Annotated in this window: 14 protein-coding genes; 10 read left to right on the top strand and 4 right to left on the bottom strand. The window is 39.8% G+C overall.

The features are described from left to right. Positions 1–786 (bottom strand): PD-(D/E)XK nuclease family protein (locus R2Q16_RS20280; RefSeq protein WP_316739898.1); only part of this gene is annotated, 786 nt, incomplete at its 3' end. A gap of 512 nt (positions 787–1,298) precedes the next feature. Here R2Q16_RS20280 and R2Q16_RS20275 point away from each other — a divergent pair. The 8 genes from R2Q16_RS20275 to R2Q16_RS20240 all read left to right on the top strand — a co-directional run bounded on the left by R2Q16_RS20275 (position 1,299) and on the right by R2Q16_RS20240 (position 8,214). Beyond that, positions 1,299–1,529 carry a hypothetical protein gene (locus R2Q16_RS20275; RefSeq protein ID WP_316739896.1) on the top strand — a complete coding sequence of 77 codons (231 nt, stop codon included), beginning with the start codon at positions 1,299–1,301 and terminating at the stop codon, positions 1,527–1,529. Then, complete coding sequence (locus tag R2Q16_RS20270) at positions 1,530–2,534, top strand: hypothetical protein (protein ID WP_316739894.1); 1,005 nt, start codon at positions 1,530–1,532, stop codon at positions 2,532–2,534. 37 nt (positions 2,535–2,571) lie between these two features. Beyond that, positions 2,572–3,162, top strand: coding sequence for an HNH endonuclease (locus R2Q16_RS20265; RefSeq protein WP_316739892.1), 591 nt, complete (start codon positions 2,572–2,574; stop codon positions 3,160–3,162). 196 nt (positions 3,163–3,358) lie between these two features. After that, positions 3,359–4,876 carry an IS21 family transposase gene (istA, locus tag R2Q16_RS20260; RefSeq protein WP_316739889.1) on the top strand — a complete coding sequence of 506 codons (1,518 nt, stop codon included), beginning with the start codon at positions 3,359–3,361 and terminating at the stop codon, positions 4,874–4,876. A gap of 14 nt (positions 4,877–4,890) precedes the next feature. Further along, positions 4,891–5,472, top strand: a complete 582-nt coding sequence (locus R2Q16_RS20255; protein WP_316739887.1) for an ATP-binding protein — start codon at positions 4,891–4,893, stop codon at positions 5,470–5,472. Between the two features lie 841 nt (positions 5,473–6,313). Further along, positions 6,314–7,180, top strand: a complete 867-nt coding sequence (locus R2Q16_RS20250) for a hypothetical protein (RefSeq protein WP_316739884.1) — start codon at positions 6,314–6,316, stop codon at positions 7,178–7,180. Positions 7,181–7,273: 93 nt separating this feature from the next. After that, positions 7,274–7,609 carry an STAS-like domain-containing protein gene (locus tag R2Q16_RS20245; RefSeq protein WP_316739881.1) on the top strand — a complete coding sequence of 112 codons (336 nt, stop codon included), beginning with the start codon at positions 7,274–7,276 and terminating at the stop codon, positions 7,607–7,609. A gap of 11 nt (positions 7,610–7,620) precedes the next feature. Next, a complete protein-coding gene (locus R2Q16_RS20240) occupies positions 7,621–8,214 on the top strand; it encodes a type II toxin-antitoxin system VapC family toxin (RefSeq protein ID WP_316739879.1) in 594 nt (197 codons plus the stop codon). A 4-nt stretch (positions 8,215–8,218) separates the two neighbouring features. Here R2Q16_RS20240 and R2Q16_RS20235 read toward each other — a convergent pair whose 3' ends face one another. The 3 genes from R2Q16_RS20235 to R2Q16_RS20225 all read right to left on the bottom strand — a co-directional run bounded on the left by R2Q16_RS20235 (position 8,219) and on the right by R2Q16_RS20225 (position 10,518). Continuing rightward, positions 8,219–9,178, bottom strand: a complete 960-nt coding sequence (locus R2Q16_RS20235) for an HNH endonuclease (protein ID WP_316739877.1) — start codon at positions 9,176–9,178, stop codon at positions 8,219–8,221. Positions 9,179–9,465: 287 nt separating this feature from the next. Beyond that, positions 9,466–9,855 carry a RidA family protein gene (locus R2Q16_RS20230; RefSeq protein WP_316739875.1) on the bottom strand — a complete coding sequence of 130 codons (390 nt, stop codon included), beginning with the start codon at positions 9,853–9,855 and terminating at the stop codon, positions 9,466–9,468. A 99-nt stretch (positions 9,856–9,954) separates the two neighbouring features. Continuing rightward, positions 9,955–10,518 carry a Crp/Fnr family transcriptional regulator gene (locus R2Q16_RS20225; protein WP_316739874.1) on the bottom strand — a complete coding sequence of 188 codons (564 nt, stop codon included), beginning with the start codon at positions 10,516–10,518 and terminating at the stop codon, positions 9,955–9,957. A gap of 1,235 nt (positions 10,519–11,753) precedes the next feature. Here R2Q16_RS20225 and R2Q16_RS20220 point away from each other — a divergent pair. Further along, positions 11,754–12,770, top strand: coding sequence for a bestrophin family protein (locus tag R2Q16_RS20220; RefSeq protein WP_316739873.1), 1,017 nt, complete (start codon positions 11,754–11,756; stop codon positions 12,768–12,770). A gap of 22 nt (positions 12,771–12,792) precedes the next feature. After that, positions 12,793–14,376, top strand: coding sequence for a Na+/H+ antiporter (locus R2Q16_RS20215; protein WP_316739872.1), 1,584 nt, complete (start codon positions 12,793–12,795; stop codon positions 14,374–14,376). Positions 14,377–14,957: the final 581 nt, after the last annotated feature.

The following is a 14,957-nucleotide window of genomic DNA, read 5'->3' as shown; positions in this document are numbered from 1 at the left end:
CCAAGCCCACCAATTTTCACCAGTAATAGTTGAGATTTTTAACATCAGTTCGGCGATGGCATCCTTTTGTATTTTGAGTGTGCGTTCATTATAGTGTTGGTACTGTGTTATGAGATTCTCGATTTCTTCTGAATTGTTAGAGAAGAATTGTATTAATTTATTATTGTTATAGTTTTCGCCAGTCATATTTTCAATGGTTTGGATAAAGTCGTAAATAAAAGTTAAGTATTTTGGATTGCCATTAGTAATGTAGTTACCGATATTCCTTTTGATTACAGTAAAATAATCTGTATAGTTTACGATTTGGAAACCGTTGTTTGCAATGTATGTTTTCTCGTTTTGATCTGTAATTTTCCTTACGGTTAATATAATTTTGAATATATTTTTTTTACCGAAAAGTGCAATCTGTTTAGCATATGTTTCTAGCGGATTATATACCGAGGCATATATCTTGTTTTCGATACCTATGATCATATCCGGGCATTTGATCAAAATGTCCAATCGTTTCTGCTCGGAGTTTACTTCGTTTATTACCTGAACCTCATTGTTTCGGTAGAAGATTTCACCATCTTTAGAAATAACTTCTAATAGTGCATCTAAAAAAAGGTTGGTAAATCCGTGTTCGCCCGTTGGATCAAAGTAAAAGCATAGTAGCCTGGAGCAGATGTCTTCGAAGCGATTGCTTGGATAACGGCATAATTCTAGATAAGTTGGATCGGAAATGATTTTTGGAAGTTTCGAAAATTCCCGAATCAGGTTTTCAAAATTGAGCGTGTCTGTTGACATGAGCATAAATAGATAAATGATAAATAATACCCGAAGGCGTGTTTTGGGTCAAATTTTTAAAAAGACATTTGATTTGCCTTTCAATTAAATCTTAAAAAAAGAAAAGCATTTCTGCGCAGACAAATTATTTGTTTCCTGACAGTGGCAGTGTCTGAGGGATGGTAATATTGGATTTTTTCATTTTGAGAGGATTAATTTTTGATTTCCTAAAACTATTTAATCCTACTCAGATTCACAAATTTTAAGATTTGTAATTGCATTAACTGAATGACGTTGTTGCCTAAAAACCGCGAAGTCCGGTACATTTCGTGATGTATCGGACTTCGAAACTTTTTCCTCCTAGACTGGTAGGATAAGCGGCATAAATATAGTTTTTTATTTAGACATTATAGAAGCCTGGTTGTTCTGTGTTTTAAATCTGTAAATATATTCCAACCTTTTGGATATTAACCAAAAAATGTTTTAACTTTATTATCCATTATTTGTTATCTCAAATTAAAACACGAATACTTATGAGCATTTTTGAAGAATTAAATATCGCCGTACACAATGTGTGGGATGTGTTTTTTGCTTCCGATACAGATGTGATGAGTCGTAAGGTAAAGCAAATCTTAGCTAACCCAGCTGATAAAGAAAAATACCTGAATGCCTTAAAAGAAATCAAAGCATTGGAAGAAAAGGGCGAGCATGGAGAAAAAACAATTAAATTAAGTACTGCTGAAGAACTTACTTTAACCACCTAAATGGATACGAGTGTTACCGTATTTACGATAGCCTATATTGCAATTTTAATTGTACCCGGTATTATTTTTAAGCGTTTTTATTTTCAAGGAGCTTTCTCAAAGCAGTTTAACCTTGGCCTTTTTGCAGATAGAATTATTACGAGTTTATTTTGCGGTATTTTAGTCCAAATTATTAGTCTGCTAACCTTTAGTAGAATAATCAATGTCACTTACCTCGATTTCAAAAAGAAAATGATGGAATCGTATACTAAAGTTCAGAGCAATAGCTTGCCAGATTTATCTTTCGATCAGATACTTAATACTTTCTATTATGCAGTTTACAGTGTGGTATTAGCGGCATTATTTGGCTACTTACTTTATAAAATTATTCGTGGTTTTAGACTAGACCTTCATTTACCTGCATTTCGTTTTGCAAACCATTGGCACTATTATTTCAAGGGAGAAATACTTAAAACAACAGATTTTAAAGCAGCAAATCGAGGCAAAGTGATTTCTACTGAGGTTGATTTAATGTTAAAAGATAATGATGGCAAGAGTAACCTTTTTTCAGGTTTATTAACTCAATATACCATTAACAGCAAAAATGAATTGCAAACGCTATATTTAACTGGTACTACACGTTACTCTCAAACGGCTGGTGCCGTTAAAAATATTCCAGGCGACATATTTATAGTGCCTTTTGAAACGGTACAGAATCTTAACATCCGTTATAATTTTCTTCAGCAGCAACCAAAAGAGACATTTAAACGTTCGGTTTTAATACTATGTGCATCACTTTTGTTCGGGGTATTTTACTTTCCTTGGGTGAGTAAATTGGATGTATGGCTAAAAATAATCACAAATATTTTGATGTTTATATCTTGGTTTAGCTTTACCGCCCTAATGATGTCTTTATTTCCAGTAAGCAATGGAGCAACTCCATTAACAAGGGTAGCAAGATTTATATTAGTTATCATCTTTATTGTAATAACTGGTAGCTGCGGTTTGTTATTTGAATGGTTTTAAGTTGCTTAAGCAAGACTTTAACACAATTATTCAAGCAATGAGATATATAGAAGAAAAATTATTCGACTATTGGATAACGCAAACTAAATTTACGATATCCCGTCCTGATAAATATTCTAAAACCATCAACACCATAACCAAAGAATTAAAAGCAAAAGGCTATGCGGTTGAAGATCTTTTTCAGATAAAAAATGTAGAAGAGGCTAAGGCATTAAGGCTATCCTATATGGCGGATGAGGAGTTGTCTGCTAAGAATAAAAAAGGCAATAATATGTATAGCCGTTCTTTTGATTTATACATTGAATATCTAGAGCAGCTTGCAAATAATGAAGAAGAAGATATCATTGAGATATTAAAGAGCTCGTTGCCGCCTACAGAAAAACAAAGCTTAATTCTGACGAGGATTGGCCAAGGTAAATATCGAGAGGGTTTGATAAAGTTATGGGGTAGATGCAGTATTTCAAAGTTTCCAGATGTTTCCTTATTGGTGGCTTCACATATAAAACCTTGGAGTAAGTGTTTGCCAAAAGAAAGAATCGACCCATATAACGGTTTTTTATTACTGCCTAACTATGATAAAGTTTTTGATAAAGGCTTAATCACTTTTGATGGTAATTGGAGATTATGATGAACGTGGCCACCGCCCATCATCTCAAACTGACCACCGCCAGCCCCCCGTAAGCTGTTCAGGGATTACCGCTCAAATTAGCCAGCTGCACAAGACTGTTCCTGGAGGTATTTAAAATTTCCGGGAAAACCAACAATCAATTTAATTAATGGCCAATACGACTATCACCATGAGTAAAATCAGAAAAATCCTAAGAATGTACGACCAGGGTAAAGGCAAACTCACCATCGCAAGTTACCTTGATCTTTCAAGAACCACCGTCAGAAAATACATCTCCGCCTTTGAGACCTGCGGGCTTTCCTTAAAAGAAGTGGACTCGCTGAGCGATACTGACCTTGATGAACTTTTTGGCAAAGTGCAGGAAAGGAAAAATGTCTTCACAAACAGCCGTAAGGAATCTCTAAGGCGCTGCTTTCCCAAGGTGGAACGCGAACTTAAACGGACTGGCGTAACCAGAATGCTTTTATGGGAAGATTATATTAAAGAGTTCCCCGATGGGTACAAGTATACCCAGTTCTGCAACCACTTCAGGGACTGGCAGGCCAAAATCAATCCGACCATGCACCGTACCCACAAGGTAGGGGATAAACTATTCGTAGACTTTGCAGGGGAAAAACTGAGTTACATCAACAAAAAAACCGGAGAAATTATTCCGGTCGAAGTATTTGTTGCCATTCTGGGCGCTAGCCAGCTGACCTATGTAGAGGCGGTGATGAGTCAACAGAAGGAAGACTTCATCAGTGCCTGTGAGAATACCCTGCATTTCCTTGGTGGTGTGCCTTCAGCGATCGTTCCGGATAATCTCAGGGCCGCAGTCACCAGAAGCCATCGCTATGAGCCAACTGTGAATGAGACCTTTGAAGATTTTGCCCAGCACTATGACACTTGCGTACTTCCGGCAAGAGCCTATAAACCCCGTGACAAAGCCTTAGTGGAAGGCGCGGTGCGCATCATTTACACCCGGTTATACGTGCCGCTCAGGCAAAAAGAATATTTCTCGCTTTCAGAATTAAACGTCGCAATCACTGAACTGCTGGCCAGGCACAATAACCAGATGCTTAAAGGCCGCACCTATAGCCGGCGTATGCAGTTCGAGGAAATCGAACGAAAGGAACTTAAAGCTCTGCCAGTAGACCGTTATGAACTCAAACAATCATTCTATGCCAAGGTGAATAAAGACAGTCACATCCTATTGGGCACCGATCGCCACTACTATAGCGTACCGGTGCGCTTTCTGAGCAAAAAGGTGAAGATTATTTACTCAAGTTCAATCGTGGAAATCTTTTCAAAATATGAGCGCATTGCCATTCATAAACGAAGTAAAGTGCCGCATGCCTACACCACCAACAATGCCCATTTGTCCAGTACGCACAGGTATTCTGCCGAGCGCACGCCGGAAACGTTTCTGGAAAGGGCGGGTGTGATAGACGGGGATGTTCTTGCGGTAATCAAAGCTGTTTTGGAGAGCAGGCGGCATGATGACCAGAAGATCAAAACCTGCGAGGGAATACTCGGACTGGAACGCAAATATGGCGCGGCTCGCTTGGCTTCCGCTTGCAGCCGGGCACTGGACTACGGCGTTGACGTCAAGGTATTCCGTACCATCCAGAGTATTCTTGAAAACAATGTCGATATCCAGCGCGAAAATCTTTTCGCCAATGAACTTCCAATGCCTGTACATGATAACATCCGTGGAGAACAATATTATAAATAAACCCTTAAGCTGATATGAATAACTCAGATACACTAGATAAATTAAGATCCCTTAAACTCTTTGGGATGTTCCATGCCTTAAAAACCAATCTGGAAACCGGAAACGTGCAGGGCTATACCCCGGATCAGCTGCTGGCCGAGCTGGTGGATGCAGAATATGAGGATCGGATGAACCGCAAGATCAATCGCCTGACAGAAAGCGCCAAGTTCCGTTACAAGGCTTCTATCGAACTGATCAACTTTAATCGGGACAGGAGCATTGATCGTTCCCAGATTCTCAGACTTGCTGAATGTGCATTCATTGATAACCACGACAATATCCTCATTACTGGACCGACCGGTATCGGAAAGAGTTACATCGCTTCTGCGATTGGACATCAGGCCTGCGCGAAGGGCTACCGCGTCATCTACTGGAGTGCACCAAAACTCTTTACCAGATTAAAACAAGCAAAGGCCGATAACAGCTATGTCAAAGAGATTGCTAAGATCCTGCGTGGGGATTATTCCAAAAGTGGCCACTGGTTTCTACACAAAGTGGTCACTTTTTTTCAGTCCAAAATGTACACTCATTACCCCCTAAAGTGTGCAGTCGGCTGATTTTTAGCGGTTTTAAGCTTTGGTTTTAAGCTTCCGAACTCCAACATTCTTACGGTGTTTTGATTATCCTCAAGGACTTAAAACAGCCTTAAAAAAAGAAATGGTTTTCTGACTTATACTTCCCTTTTTGTTTATGATTTTATGGGATGCCATCAATGCTGTAATGGCTTTGCAGGACTGCTTGTAATGAAATTTAAGCATGGAGAAGGTTGAGGGAGTGCATACCCGTTTTTTTTTGATCGATTAAGATAAACGGAATTATTTACCTTTGATGGTCTTCCATCCTTACCAGATCCATATGCGGTGGACAAAACCTGGCTGCACACTTTGGAATGAAATGAAGTGGCTACTATCCCTGAAATCCCCAGTAATGGTAAAATTTATATTTCTTCCCTATTAGAAATTTATCCGCAACTTGGTTTAAGTGAAAATATTAAAATAAATCTTCAAAAGAAACACATTTCATACATAGAACATCATAATAAGTACGTTTTCAAAACTTAATTGGTCAATTTACTTTATAGCTGCGTTCTTCAATATTCAATTTGAACTTAATTTGTTATTTGATATATTGCAAGTGAATGATCCCAATTCACGAGCACTTACCGGTAAACCTGTTAACCGCCAGTTTTAATAAGACTGCTGCGGCTTATAAATTTTATTGGTTCTTGGATCTTAGCTATTTTGCTTTGAATGGCTCTAATTATTAGAGAAAAACTAACATTCGTTACTATCAAGAGAATTTTGAGATAAACGAATTCATCAGTGTAATTTTGGTCGCTTTAGTCTTATTTTAAAATGAAAAATTCCTATTATTGCTGTTAACGTAATCAAAATTCTATTGGAAAGTTACAGTGTTTTTCTTGGTGCAGATAAGGTTTATACCGATTCGGTTGGCATTAAACAACTGCTGTCTTTTTATGACGACTGCAAACAGTATCAAAACGCAAATATCCAGATTAATTTAGATAATTTGCTTTGGCTTGATGGTAACTTATGTGCCTTTTTAGGTGCATTGATGTATCGATTAAAGCAAGAAAACAATCTTGTTTTTTCAATTAATGCAGCCGACGTGAATAAGAAATGCAAAGTTTTGTTTCATAATGATTTCCTGCCTATTGATCAGAATTTGAATCTATATAAAGGTACAAGCATTCCTTTTAAGGGTTTTTTACCCAAGCAGAAGGACGAGTTTATAGCTTATTTGGAAGATGAATTATTGGCCCATCAGGCAATGCCAAAGTTTTCTAATGAAATAAAGGAAAAGTTAATAGATGATTTAATCGAGATTTATGGTAACATAGATAAGCATGCAGAAACTGCCGATCCGTTTTTTGTGTGTGGCCAGGTTTATCCAAGACAGGAACTCATTAAATTCTCTTTATGTGATTTAGGCGTTGGCTTCTACAAGAAGATTAAGGAACGGAAACCTGAATTGATTAACGTAACCGGCGATGCTATATTGTGGGCGGTTGAGGGTAATAGTACAAAGCCAGATGCATCAGGAGGCATGGGTTTAAAAAATCTGCATCAATATTTTACTAAAACAAATGGAGGCATTCAGATCTATACTGGGGATACCAATTGGTGCAGTAAAACAATGGAACAGAATGTAATCATTAAACCACGGGGAATGACAGTATTGGGGAAAAATTTTACTGGCTCTTTAATTAGTTTGGAGTTCAATAAAAAATCATTACTTTCATGAAAAGAATTTTTAATGATAATTTTATTACCTTTGCCATCCCTTTCGGCAATTGGCATAATTTTAGTTATATAGTTGAAAATAAAGCAAATCAAAATGAAAATTAGCGTATATGATATCCTTAGAAGCCAAAATGCTTCTCTACACGATGATGGATTGGCGCTTTATAATGCAGTGAAGTCTAACATCGGTCGGCAAGTTGATGAAGAGGTTAACATCGATTTCTCTCAAATAAAAAGATGTTCTACTCTTTTTTTGAATGCATCTTTTGGAAAGTTACTGGCTGATTTTGGTGAAGATGTAGTGAGGAAATTTATCCATCCTGCTAGTTATGATCAGATTTTAAACTTCATGGGGAAATATAACGACATGTGGGATAACTTTTCGAACAAGTCAAATTACCAAGCTTACAGAGAAGAGGCATTTGCCTAGGTTATCTTGCTTTGGACATCTTCAATTTACACAACCACAGCAGCCCTAAAGAAGATACTTCATATATTTTTGATAGCAATATTTGGCTTCCTATTTTGGGTCTTGATTCAGATGCCTTAAATGATCATTACAAAATTTATTTCAGTAAGATTTTTAGAACTAAAGGAGCAAAAATTCTAATCTGTCCTATACAATTAAGTGAAATATTAAATCGGCTGTTAAGGTATTATTCCAGAGTTGCATACGATAAGAAGTATAAACATTTAAAAGGTAATAAACCCGATCCAAACAGTTTCTATAAAGATGAGTACCGTTCATCAAATGATTTCCGAATAAAGTATGCTGAAATTATAGATGACATTGAACAATATGCTTCGCACTTGCAAGTTTGTGATATTACCTTAAAAGATTTAGCGGGTCTTACTGCTTTCGAAAGCCAAAACCTGGATTTCAACGATAATTATCTATATCTTTTAGCCAAGGAACATGGAGCGACTATAATCACTCATGATGGCGATTTTCACGACTTATCTATACAAGTTGGTACTTATAACTTGAAGCTGTATAAAAAATATACGGACGCGATAAAACCAAAAATAAAATAACCTATTAAGCTTTAAAAACATTCTCCCGATGCCAGGCCAACGCGGCCATTTCAGGAAAATGAATTTGTTTATTCGGTAACAGTATTTTTCGCCCGGCTAAATTACCTAAAGCATACGTATGTTTATCATTTTCGATAAGGTGCGTAGAAACCATAATGCTGTATTCATTTGAAATGGAAACCAATCCCCTATCAAAAGCCCGGTGTAGATTAGGGCAAAGTGCAATACCATTGGTTACTTTATCATTGTGAGTTAAGCTAAAAGGAACAATGTGGCAGGCATCAACAAAACTATGTCCAAATGTACTGCTGAGCTGCATGCCTGTAAAACTGCATTGGTTAGCATAAACTTTCGGCACCAGTTTCTTAAACAGTCCGTTTCTTACAAATACATCTTCCTCAGTATTTATAATCACCTTTTTGTATTTAACTTCAGGTTCATTTAATACAAAGTCTTCCTGGTCGTGCAAATAACCCCTGCCCTGATGTTTAGCCATATTAAAAGCAACCTTACTTTCTGCAAAATAAACATCAAGCAATAGGTTGGTGGCAACTGCGCTGTTTTGTGCATCGCTCAACAGTAGAAATAATTCTGCATCAAGATAACCGAATGCACAAGTTTCGCTTAACCGGATTACAGATTTAATGTGCGCATTAATTTGCGTACCCAAATTGGGTTGCAGAAACCAAAAGGATTGGCCTGCTATTTTTTCGCTTTGTAAATAATAAAATGGTTGCGTAAAATCGGGTTGGTGTAATGTTGGCACCAGTAACAGCCAGTTTTCTTTAAAGGTGGCCACTAAATCGGCATTTACTTCAAATTGATTATTTGTAACGAGGCCTTTTTCCATCAGCTCGATTAAGCTTAACAAAAGTACAGGCTTATGTGGTGCTAAACCATATTTCGTAACACCGCGTTTCAATCGGCTAAAGGCAACCAGGTATTTTTGGAATAATGGATTCAATAGGTATGAGCGTTTTATCTTTTATTGTAAAAGCTAAATTATTTAATCCTACTCAAATGCACAAATTTTCAAGACTCGTAATAGCAGTTGAGCAGAATGACATTGTTGCCTAAAAACCGCGAAGTCCGGTACATTTCGTGATGTATCGGGCTTCGAAACTTTTTCCTCCTAGATTGGCAGGATAAGCAGATTAAATATAGGAATAAATTTTTTGCACAGGCACAATTTCTATCTTTCAGGGTACTCATCCTTCAGTCCATTATTGCGGCTGTGCAAACGGGAATCTTTTATTTTACCACGGTGGCTTCCAGCTCTACTGTAAGGGTTTCAAATAAGGTTTTCACTTCCATAACAGTTGTGGCCTGCTTGATGCCATGTTTAACTACCCATTCCTGTAAAAAATGAAAATGCTCAAAAAAGGCTGTGGTATCGGTATGGTACACATTTAAGCGCACAATGTTTTTGCATTCATAACCCGATGTATCAATCAAGTGCTCCAGGTTTTGTATGGCCAGTTGTAATTGAGTACCCATATCGGCCTTGCTCGAAATGCCGTTTTCATCTATTGCCGTCTGGCCCGAGCAGTACAGCGTTCCACTTACATTTTTAACCTCTACGGCCTGTACATAATTTCTTTGGTCTTGCCAGTTCCAGGGGTTTATTGCGTTTTTTTCCATTGCTTGATTTTAATTAATATGAATTTAACCCTGCAAAGTTGAGCGAAATGGCAGCAAGAAAAGGTGCGCTTTAGCACTAATTTATGGTGATGAATGTCACTAACCCGAAAGGCGGCTGAGTGTTTCGCGGGATACGCCAAGGTAGGCCGCCAGTAAAGCTTTTGGTACCCGCTGCGCCAGATTGGGGTATTGTTTTAACAATTGCTCGTAGCGTGCTTTGGCATTTGAGGTAATTAACGATAAAATGCGGCGTTGTGCGGCAATGTTGCCGAAATGTGCTTTCTCCAGGAAAAAGGATTCTACTTTTTGTAGAGTTGAACACACTTTGCGGTAATCATCCAGGGTAATGCACAATACGGTGGTATCTTCTATACATTCTAAAGAAAGGCTGGCCAGACTGCGGGTAAGGTAGGCGTTAAAATCACTCTCCCACCAATCTTCCATCGCAAAAGAGATGATATGGCTCTTGCCGGCTTCATCTGTATGAACCAGTTTGGTTAAGCCACTAATGATAAAGTAAGAGTAGCGAACCATTTCACCCTCCTGGATAATGAACTGGTGTTTCTTATACTTTTTAACGATAAAGTGTTGCTGCACATAAGCAAATTCATCGTCAGTGAGTTTGACATTTTTTTCAATATGCGCCCGGAGTATGTCGTACATATAAGGATAAAGGATTATGCGAAGATATGTTTTTTTATAACGCTAGTTAGATATCCATATGTTGGAGCAGGTATTTATAGTAGCGGTGCATGGCTTACGATTTTATTCTTCGACTCCGCTCAGGATGACACTCCATGGCGCACAGGATGACAACCAGTCCCCGCAGGATTACATGATGAATTAACCACCCCGCCTTGCAGGCACCTCCCGAAAAGTCGGGATAGACGCTCCTTGAAAATAAGGAGGGGGAGTTTGCCCCTCAGCGTTCCGAATAATTCGGGAATGAAGGTCCTTCGACTACGCTCAGGATGACAATCAAATGGGAACGGGTTCGGCCCTTTGCTACCCGGCATAGCAAATGATGGAAGGATAGGCTGTTGAAACTTGTGCAGAAATTTCAGTTAAGCACTGAACAAGGCAGCGCATCATCCCGATTTTTCATCGGGCTTGTGCTGCCGCAATTAAAGTTTCGACGAGCCTAGCCGACAGCAGGTGCAAGCCTTGATTTTTGGTTACCTTTTTATCAAGAAAAAGGAAAGAGCCGCTCGGCGGCGGCGAGCCAAAAAGATACGATAATGGGTGGTTTTCAATAAATAAAGATTGCTTCAGCTCGCTCATCTCCAGCCTCGCAATGACGGGATTGGGAATGGGTTCTGCAAAATGCTATCCGGCATAGGAGCTGTTGGAAGGAGAAGCAGTTGAAAATTTCGCAGGCACTTTGATAATGCAAAGAACCAAAACAGCGGTCAGTCCAATTTTTCATTGGACCTAATCCGCTGTTGCTATTGAATTTTCGAGTGGCTTATCCAACAACAGATCCAAACCTTGGGTTTTTGTTTCTTTTGGGCTAAGCCAAAAGAAAGAGCCCTCGGCGGCGGCGAGCCAAAAAGATACGATAATGGGTGGTTTTCAATAAATAAAGATTGCTTCAGCTCGCTCATCTCCAGCTTCGCAATGACGGTATTGGGGAATGGACGAAATAAGTTCAGCATGACGCAAAGCGGTAAATCCTACCCCTCCTTTTAAAATAAGGAAGAAAGTTCAATTCCTCAATACCCAAAAATCAAAAAACGCTTTATATTTGCGCTACCTGTTAAAAAAACCGCTATCCTTTTGTCATCCCGATAGCAAGCATTATATTTAGTACCTGGATGATAAGGCCACACTGTTTCCGGAAAATTGCCCAGGCCTGAATGTTTTAAGCTTTTAATGGATTGTTTAAAAAAATCTAAATCATGCTGGTTAGAAAAAACATTACCCTGAAGGGGATATTAGAATTTGCTGGTCACCATTTTTGGTGGCTTACTACTTATATGTTTACGGTTGCTTTACTGTATAAATGCGGCTGGAAGTGGATTTCCATACCCTGGCTGCCGGTTTCTTTAATTGGTACGGCAGTGGCATTTTATGTGGGCTTTAAAAATAACCAGTCGTACGATAGGGTTTGGGAGGCCCGTAAAATCTGGGGCGCTATTGTAAACAGCAGCAGGAGCTGGGCCGTAATGGTTAACGCCTATGTGCGCAAGGCCGGGGCAGGCGGGGATGAAATCAAAACCATAAAAACGGCTTTAATTTACCGCCACATTGCCTGGCTTTATACGCTGAGGGAGCAATTGTTGGTGCCTACACAGTGGGAGCATGTAAGTTTAAAGCATCTTTTTGGCAGGCTTGCCGCACAGCGCAGGGAGCGTTTTGGCATCGGGCAGTTTAAAAACTTTTTAAACGAGCGGCAGCAACACCATTACTTTCAGCATAAAAAAGATTGGGAAGGGGCGGCCAATCCGGCAACGCAAATTATTAACCTGCAGGCGCTGCAACTGGCCGATTTGGAAGAAGCCGAGCTTTTGCACATGCGCAGGCAGTTGGATATGCAAAACATCCTCAACGATTTTTACGATCACCAGGGCCGGGCCGAGCGCATCAAGAAGTTTCCGTTGCCAAGGCAGTACGCCAACCTGAGTTTTATTTTTAATTGTATCTTCATTTTTCTGTTGCCTTTGGGCATTGTAGCCGAGTTTGCCAAGCTGGGCGATTTTGGTGTTTGGCTGATGATTCCCTCTGCTACGATAGTGGGCTGGATTTATGTGATGATGGAGCTGATTGGCGATTATTCTGAAAATCCTTTTGAGGGTTTAGGAACTGATGTACCCATGCTGTCTATTTGCCGCACCATTGAGATTGATATGCTGAAGATTTTGGGCGAAACGGATGTGCCAAAGCCGATACAGCCCGTTAATGATGTTTTGATGTAAGACACCTGATAATTTTTTTTGAATGCATTCGATATTACCTTTTCTGCTTGCGATGGTGGCCATTATAGTGCTGCTGAATATGTGGGCAACCAAAATAAAAGTGGCCTACCCAATTTTACTGGTGGTTGGCGGACTGCTGATTAGTTTTATACCGGGTTTGCCCAGGGTAAAGGTCGATCCGAACCTCATATTTTTTATCTTCCTCCCGCCCCTGCTTTTTGAAGCCGCCTGGACCATCTCTTTTAAGGAGATGAAGAAATGGTGGCGCATTATTGGCAGTTTTGCCTTTCTCGTGGTCTTTTTTACGGCGCTGTCGGTTGCATTGGTCACCAATTACTATATACCCGGCTTTACCATTGCCCTGGGTTTTTTATTGGGCGGTATCGTATCTCCGCCAGATGCGGTCAGTACCGGTGCGATTATGAAGTTTGTAAAGATCCCCAAATCTACGGCAGCCATTTTAGAGGGCGAAAGTTTATTAAACGATGCCTCCTCCCTGATCATCTTCCGCTTTGGTTTGGTGGCGGTAGGTACGGGACAGTTCATCTGGCAGGAAGCCGCAACCAGTTTCTTGTGGATGGTGATAGGCGGTGCAGGCATTGGACTGGTATTGGGTTGGCTTTTTGTGCAGGCACATAAACGCCTGCCTACAGATGCCCCATCAGATATCGCACTCACCATTATCGAACCTTACTTTATGTATTGGATAGCTGAGCAGCTCCACAGTTCGGGCGTAATGGCCGTGGTTAGCGGCGGCTTATTTATGTCGGCCAGGCGATTGATTTTCTTAAACAGTACCAGCCGGATAATGGGTTATAGCGTTTGGCAGAGTTTCGTATTTATATTAAACGGTATAGTTTTCCTGATTATCGGCTTGGAACTGCCCGAAATTGTAGATGGCCTGCGTTCAAACGGTATTCCCTTGCGTACGGCTATAGGTTATGGCGTTTTAGTTACAGGAATACTGGTGGCGGCAAGAATCATCAGTTCTTATGCAGCCATGCTGGCCACCTTAATTTTTCGTCCGGGTGTAGCACCGGCGGCACGCTCAAACCGGGTGCGTTGGGTGATGCCCTTATTACTCGGCTGGACAGGTATGCGGGGCGTAGTATCATTGGCTGCGGCATTAGCCATTCCCGTTACCATGGATAATCATGAACCTTTCCCCTATCGAAACCTCATTTTGTTCATCACCTTTGTGGTTATACTGCTTACGCTTTTAGTGCAAGGACTTACCCTACCCTATCTGATTAACAGAATGCCTTTATTTAATGCCATCATCAGCGAAGAAAATGAAGCATCAACCAGGCAGCAAATGAAACAAGGACTAAAACAGCATATGTACGAAACCCTCAAAGGCAAATATGAGAACGAATTGCAAGGACACGTTGGTATAGAAAGGATATTAAAACAATGGGAAGAGCGCTCAAAAGCCAGTGATGATAGCTGGATGAACGATAAAACCAAGCAAATTTTCGTGGAAATGCTCGAGAGCCAACGCGTTTACCTCACCGAGTTAAATAAAGACCCGAAGATTAACGAAGAAATCATCCGCCAGCAGCTGTACCAAATCGATTTGGAAGAAGAGCGACTGAAGATTATCTAATTTGTAATTACCAATGCACAATAAACAATTATCAAAAGCAGGGCGTGTACCTTAAATGTCCTTATACTTTATGTGGTAAAAACTTTAATTACCAATCTGCAAATTTCAATTTTCAAAAGAACGTAACGAAATTTACTAGGTGTCTTAAGAGGTAAAAATTAATATCAGTAAATCAGGCTTCGGCGTTTCAATTAAAGTCCGTCCCGCCCCCCATTACAAATCCTCGTTTCGCTGCGCTGCACTTGCGGGTTTTCCATTAGGGTCGGGTTTATTTTAGTCGGGCTTGTGTTCCAATGCGTAGCTAGTATTTAGTTGCTAGTATCAAGTATTTAGTATCAAGTATCAAGACGAATGTCCCGAATTTAGTCTATAGTCTTTAGAGTTTACGTTCGCTACTTAGATATTCTTAGTTTCCTTAGATGGTAAAAACTGCCACCTCGAGAAAAAAATCTTTTTCAATCTGCGGTATTTATCTGCGAAAATCAGCGGGAAAGCCTTTAGGACGGTCAAGCTTGGCAACTAATTACTGATTACTGGCAACAGTCAAAACCAGCTTAAACAAACCAACATCAAAAAAGTTT

The organism is Pedobacter aquatilis (assembly GCF_032678425.1).
Lineage (GTDB): Bacteria > Bacteroidota > Bacteroidia > Sphingobacteriales > Sphingobacteriaceae > Pedobacter > Pedobacter aquatilis_B.
The sequence above is the reverse complement of the archived record's forward strand: the minus strand, read 5'-3'. Positions and strand labels throughout refer to the sequence as shown.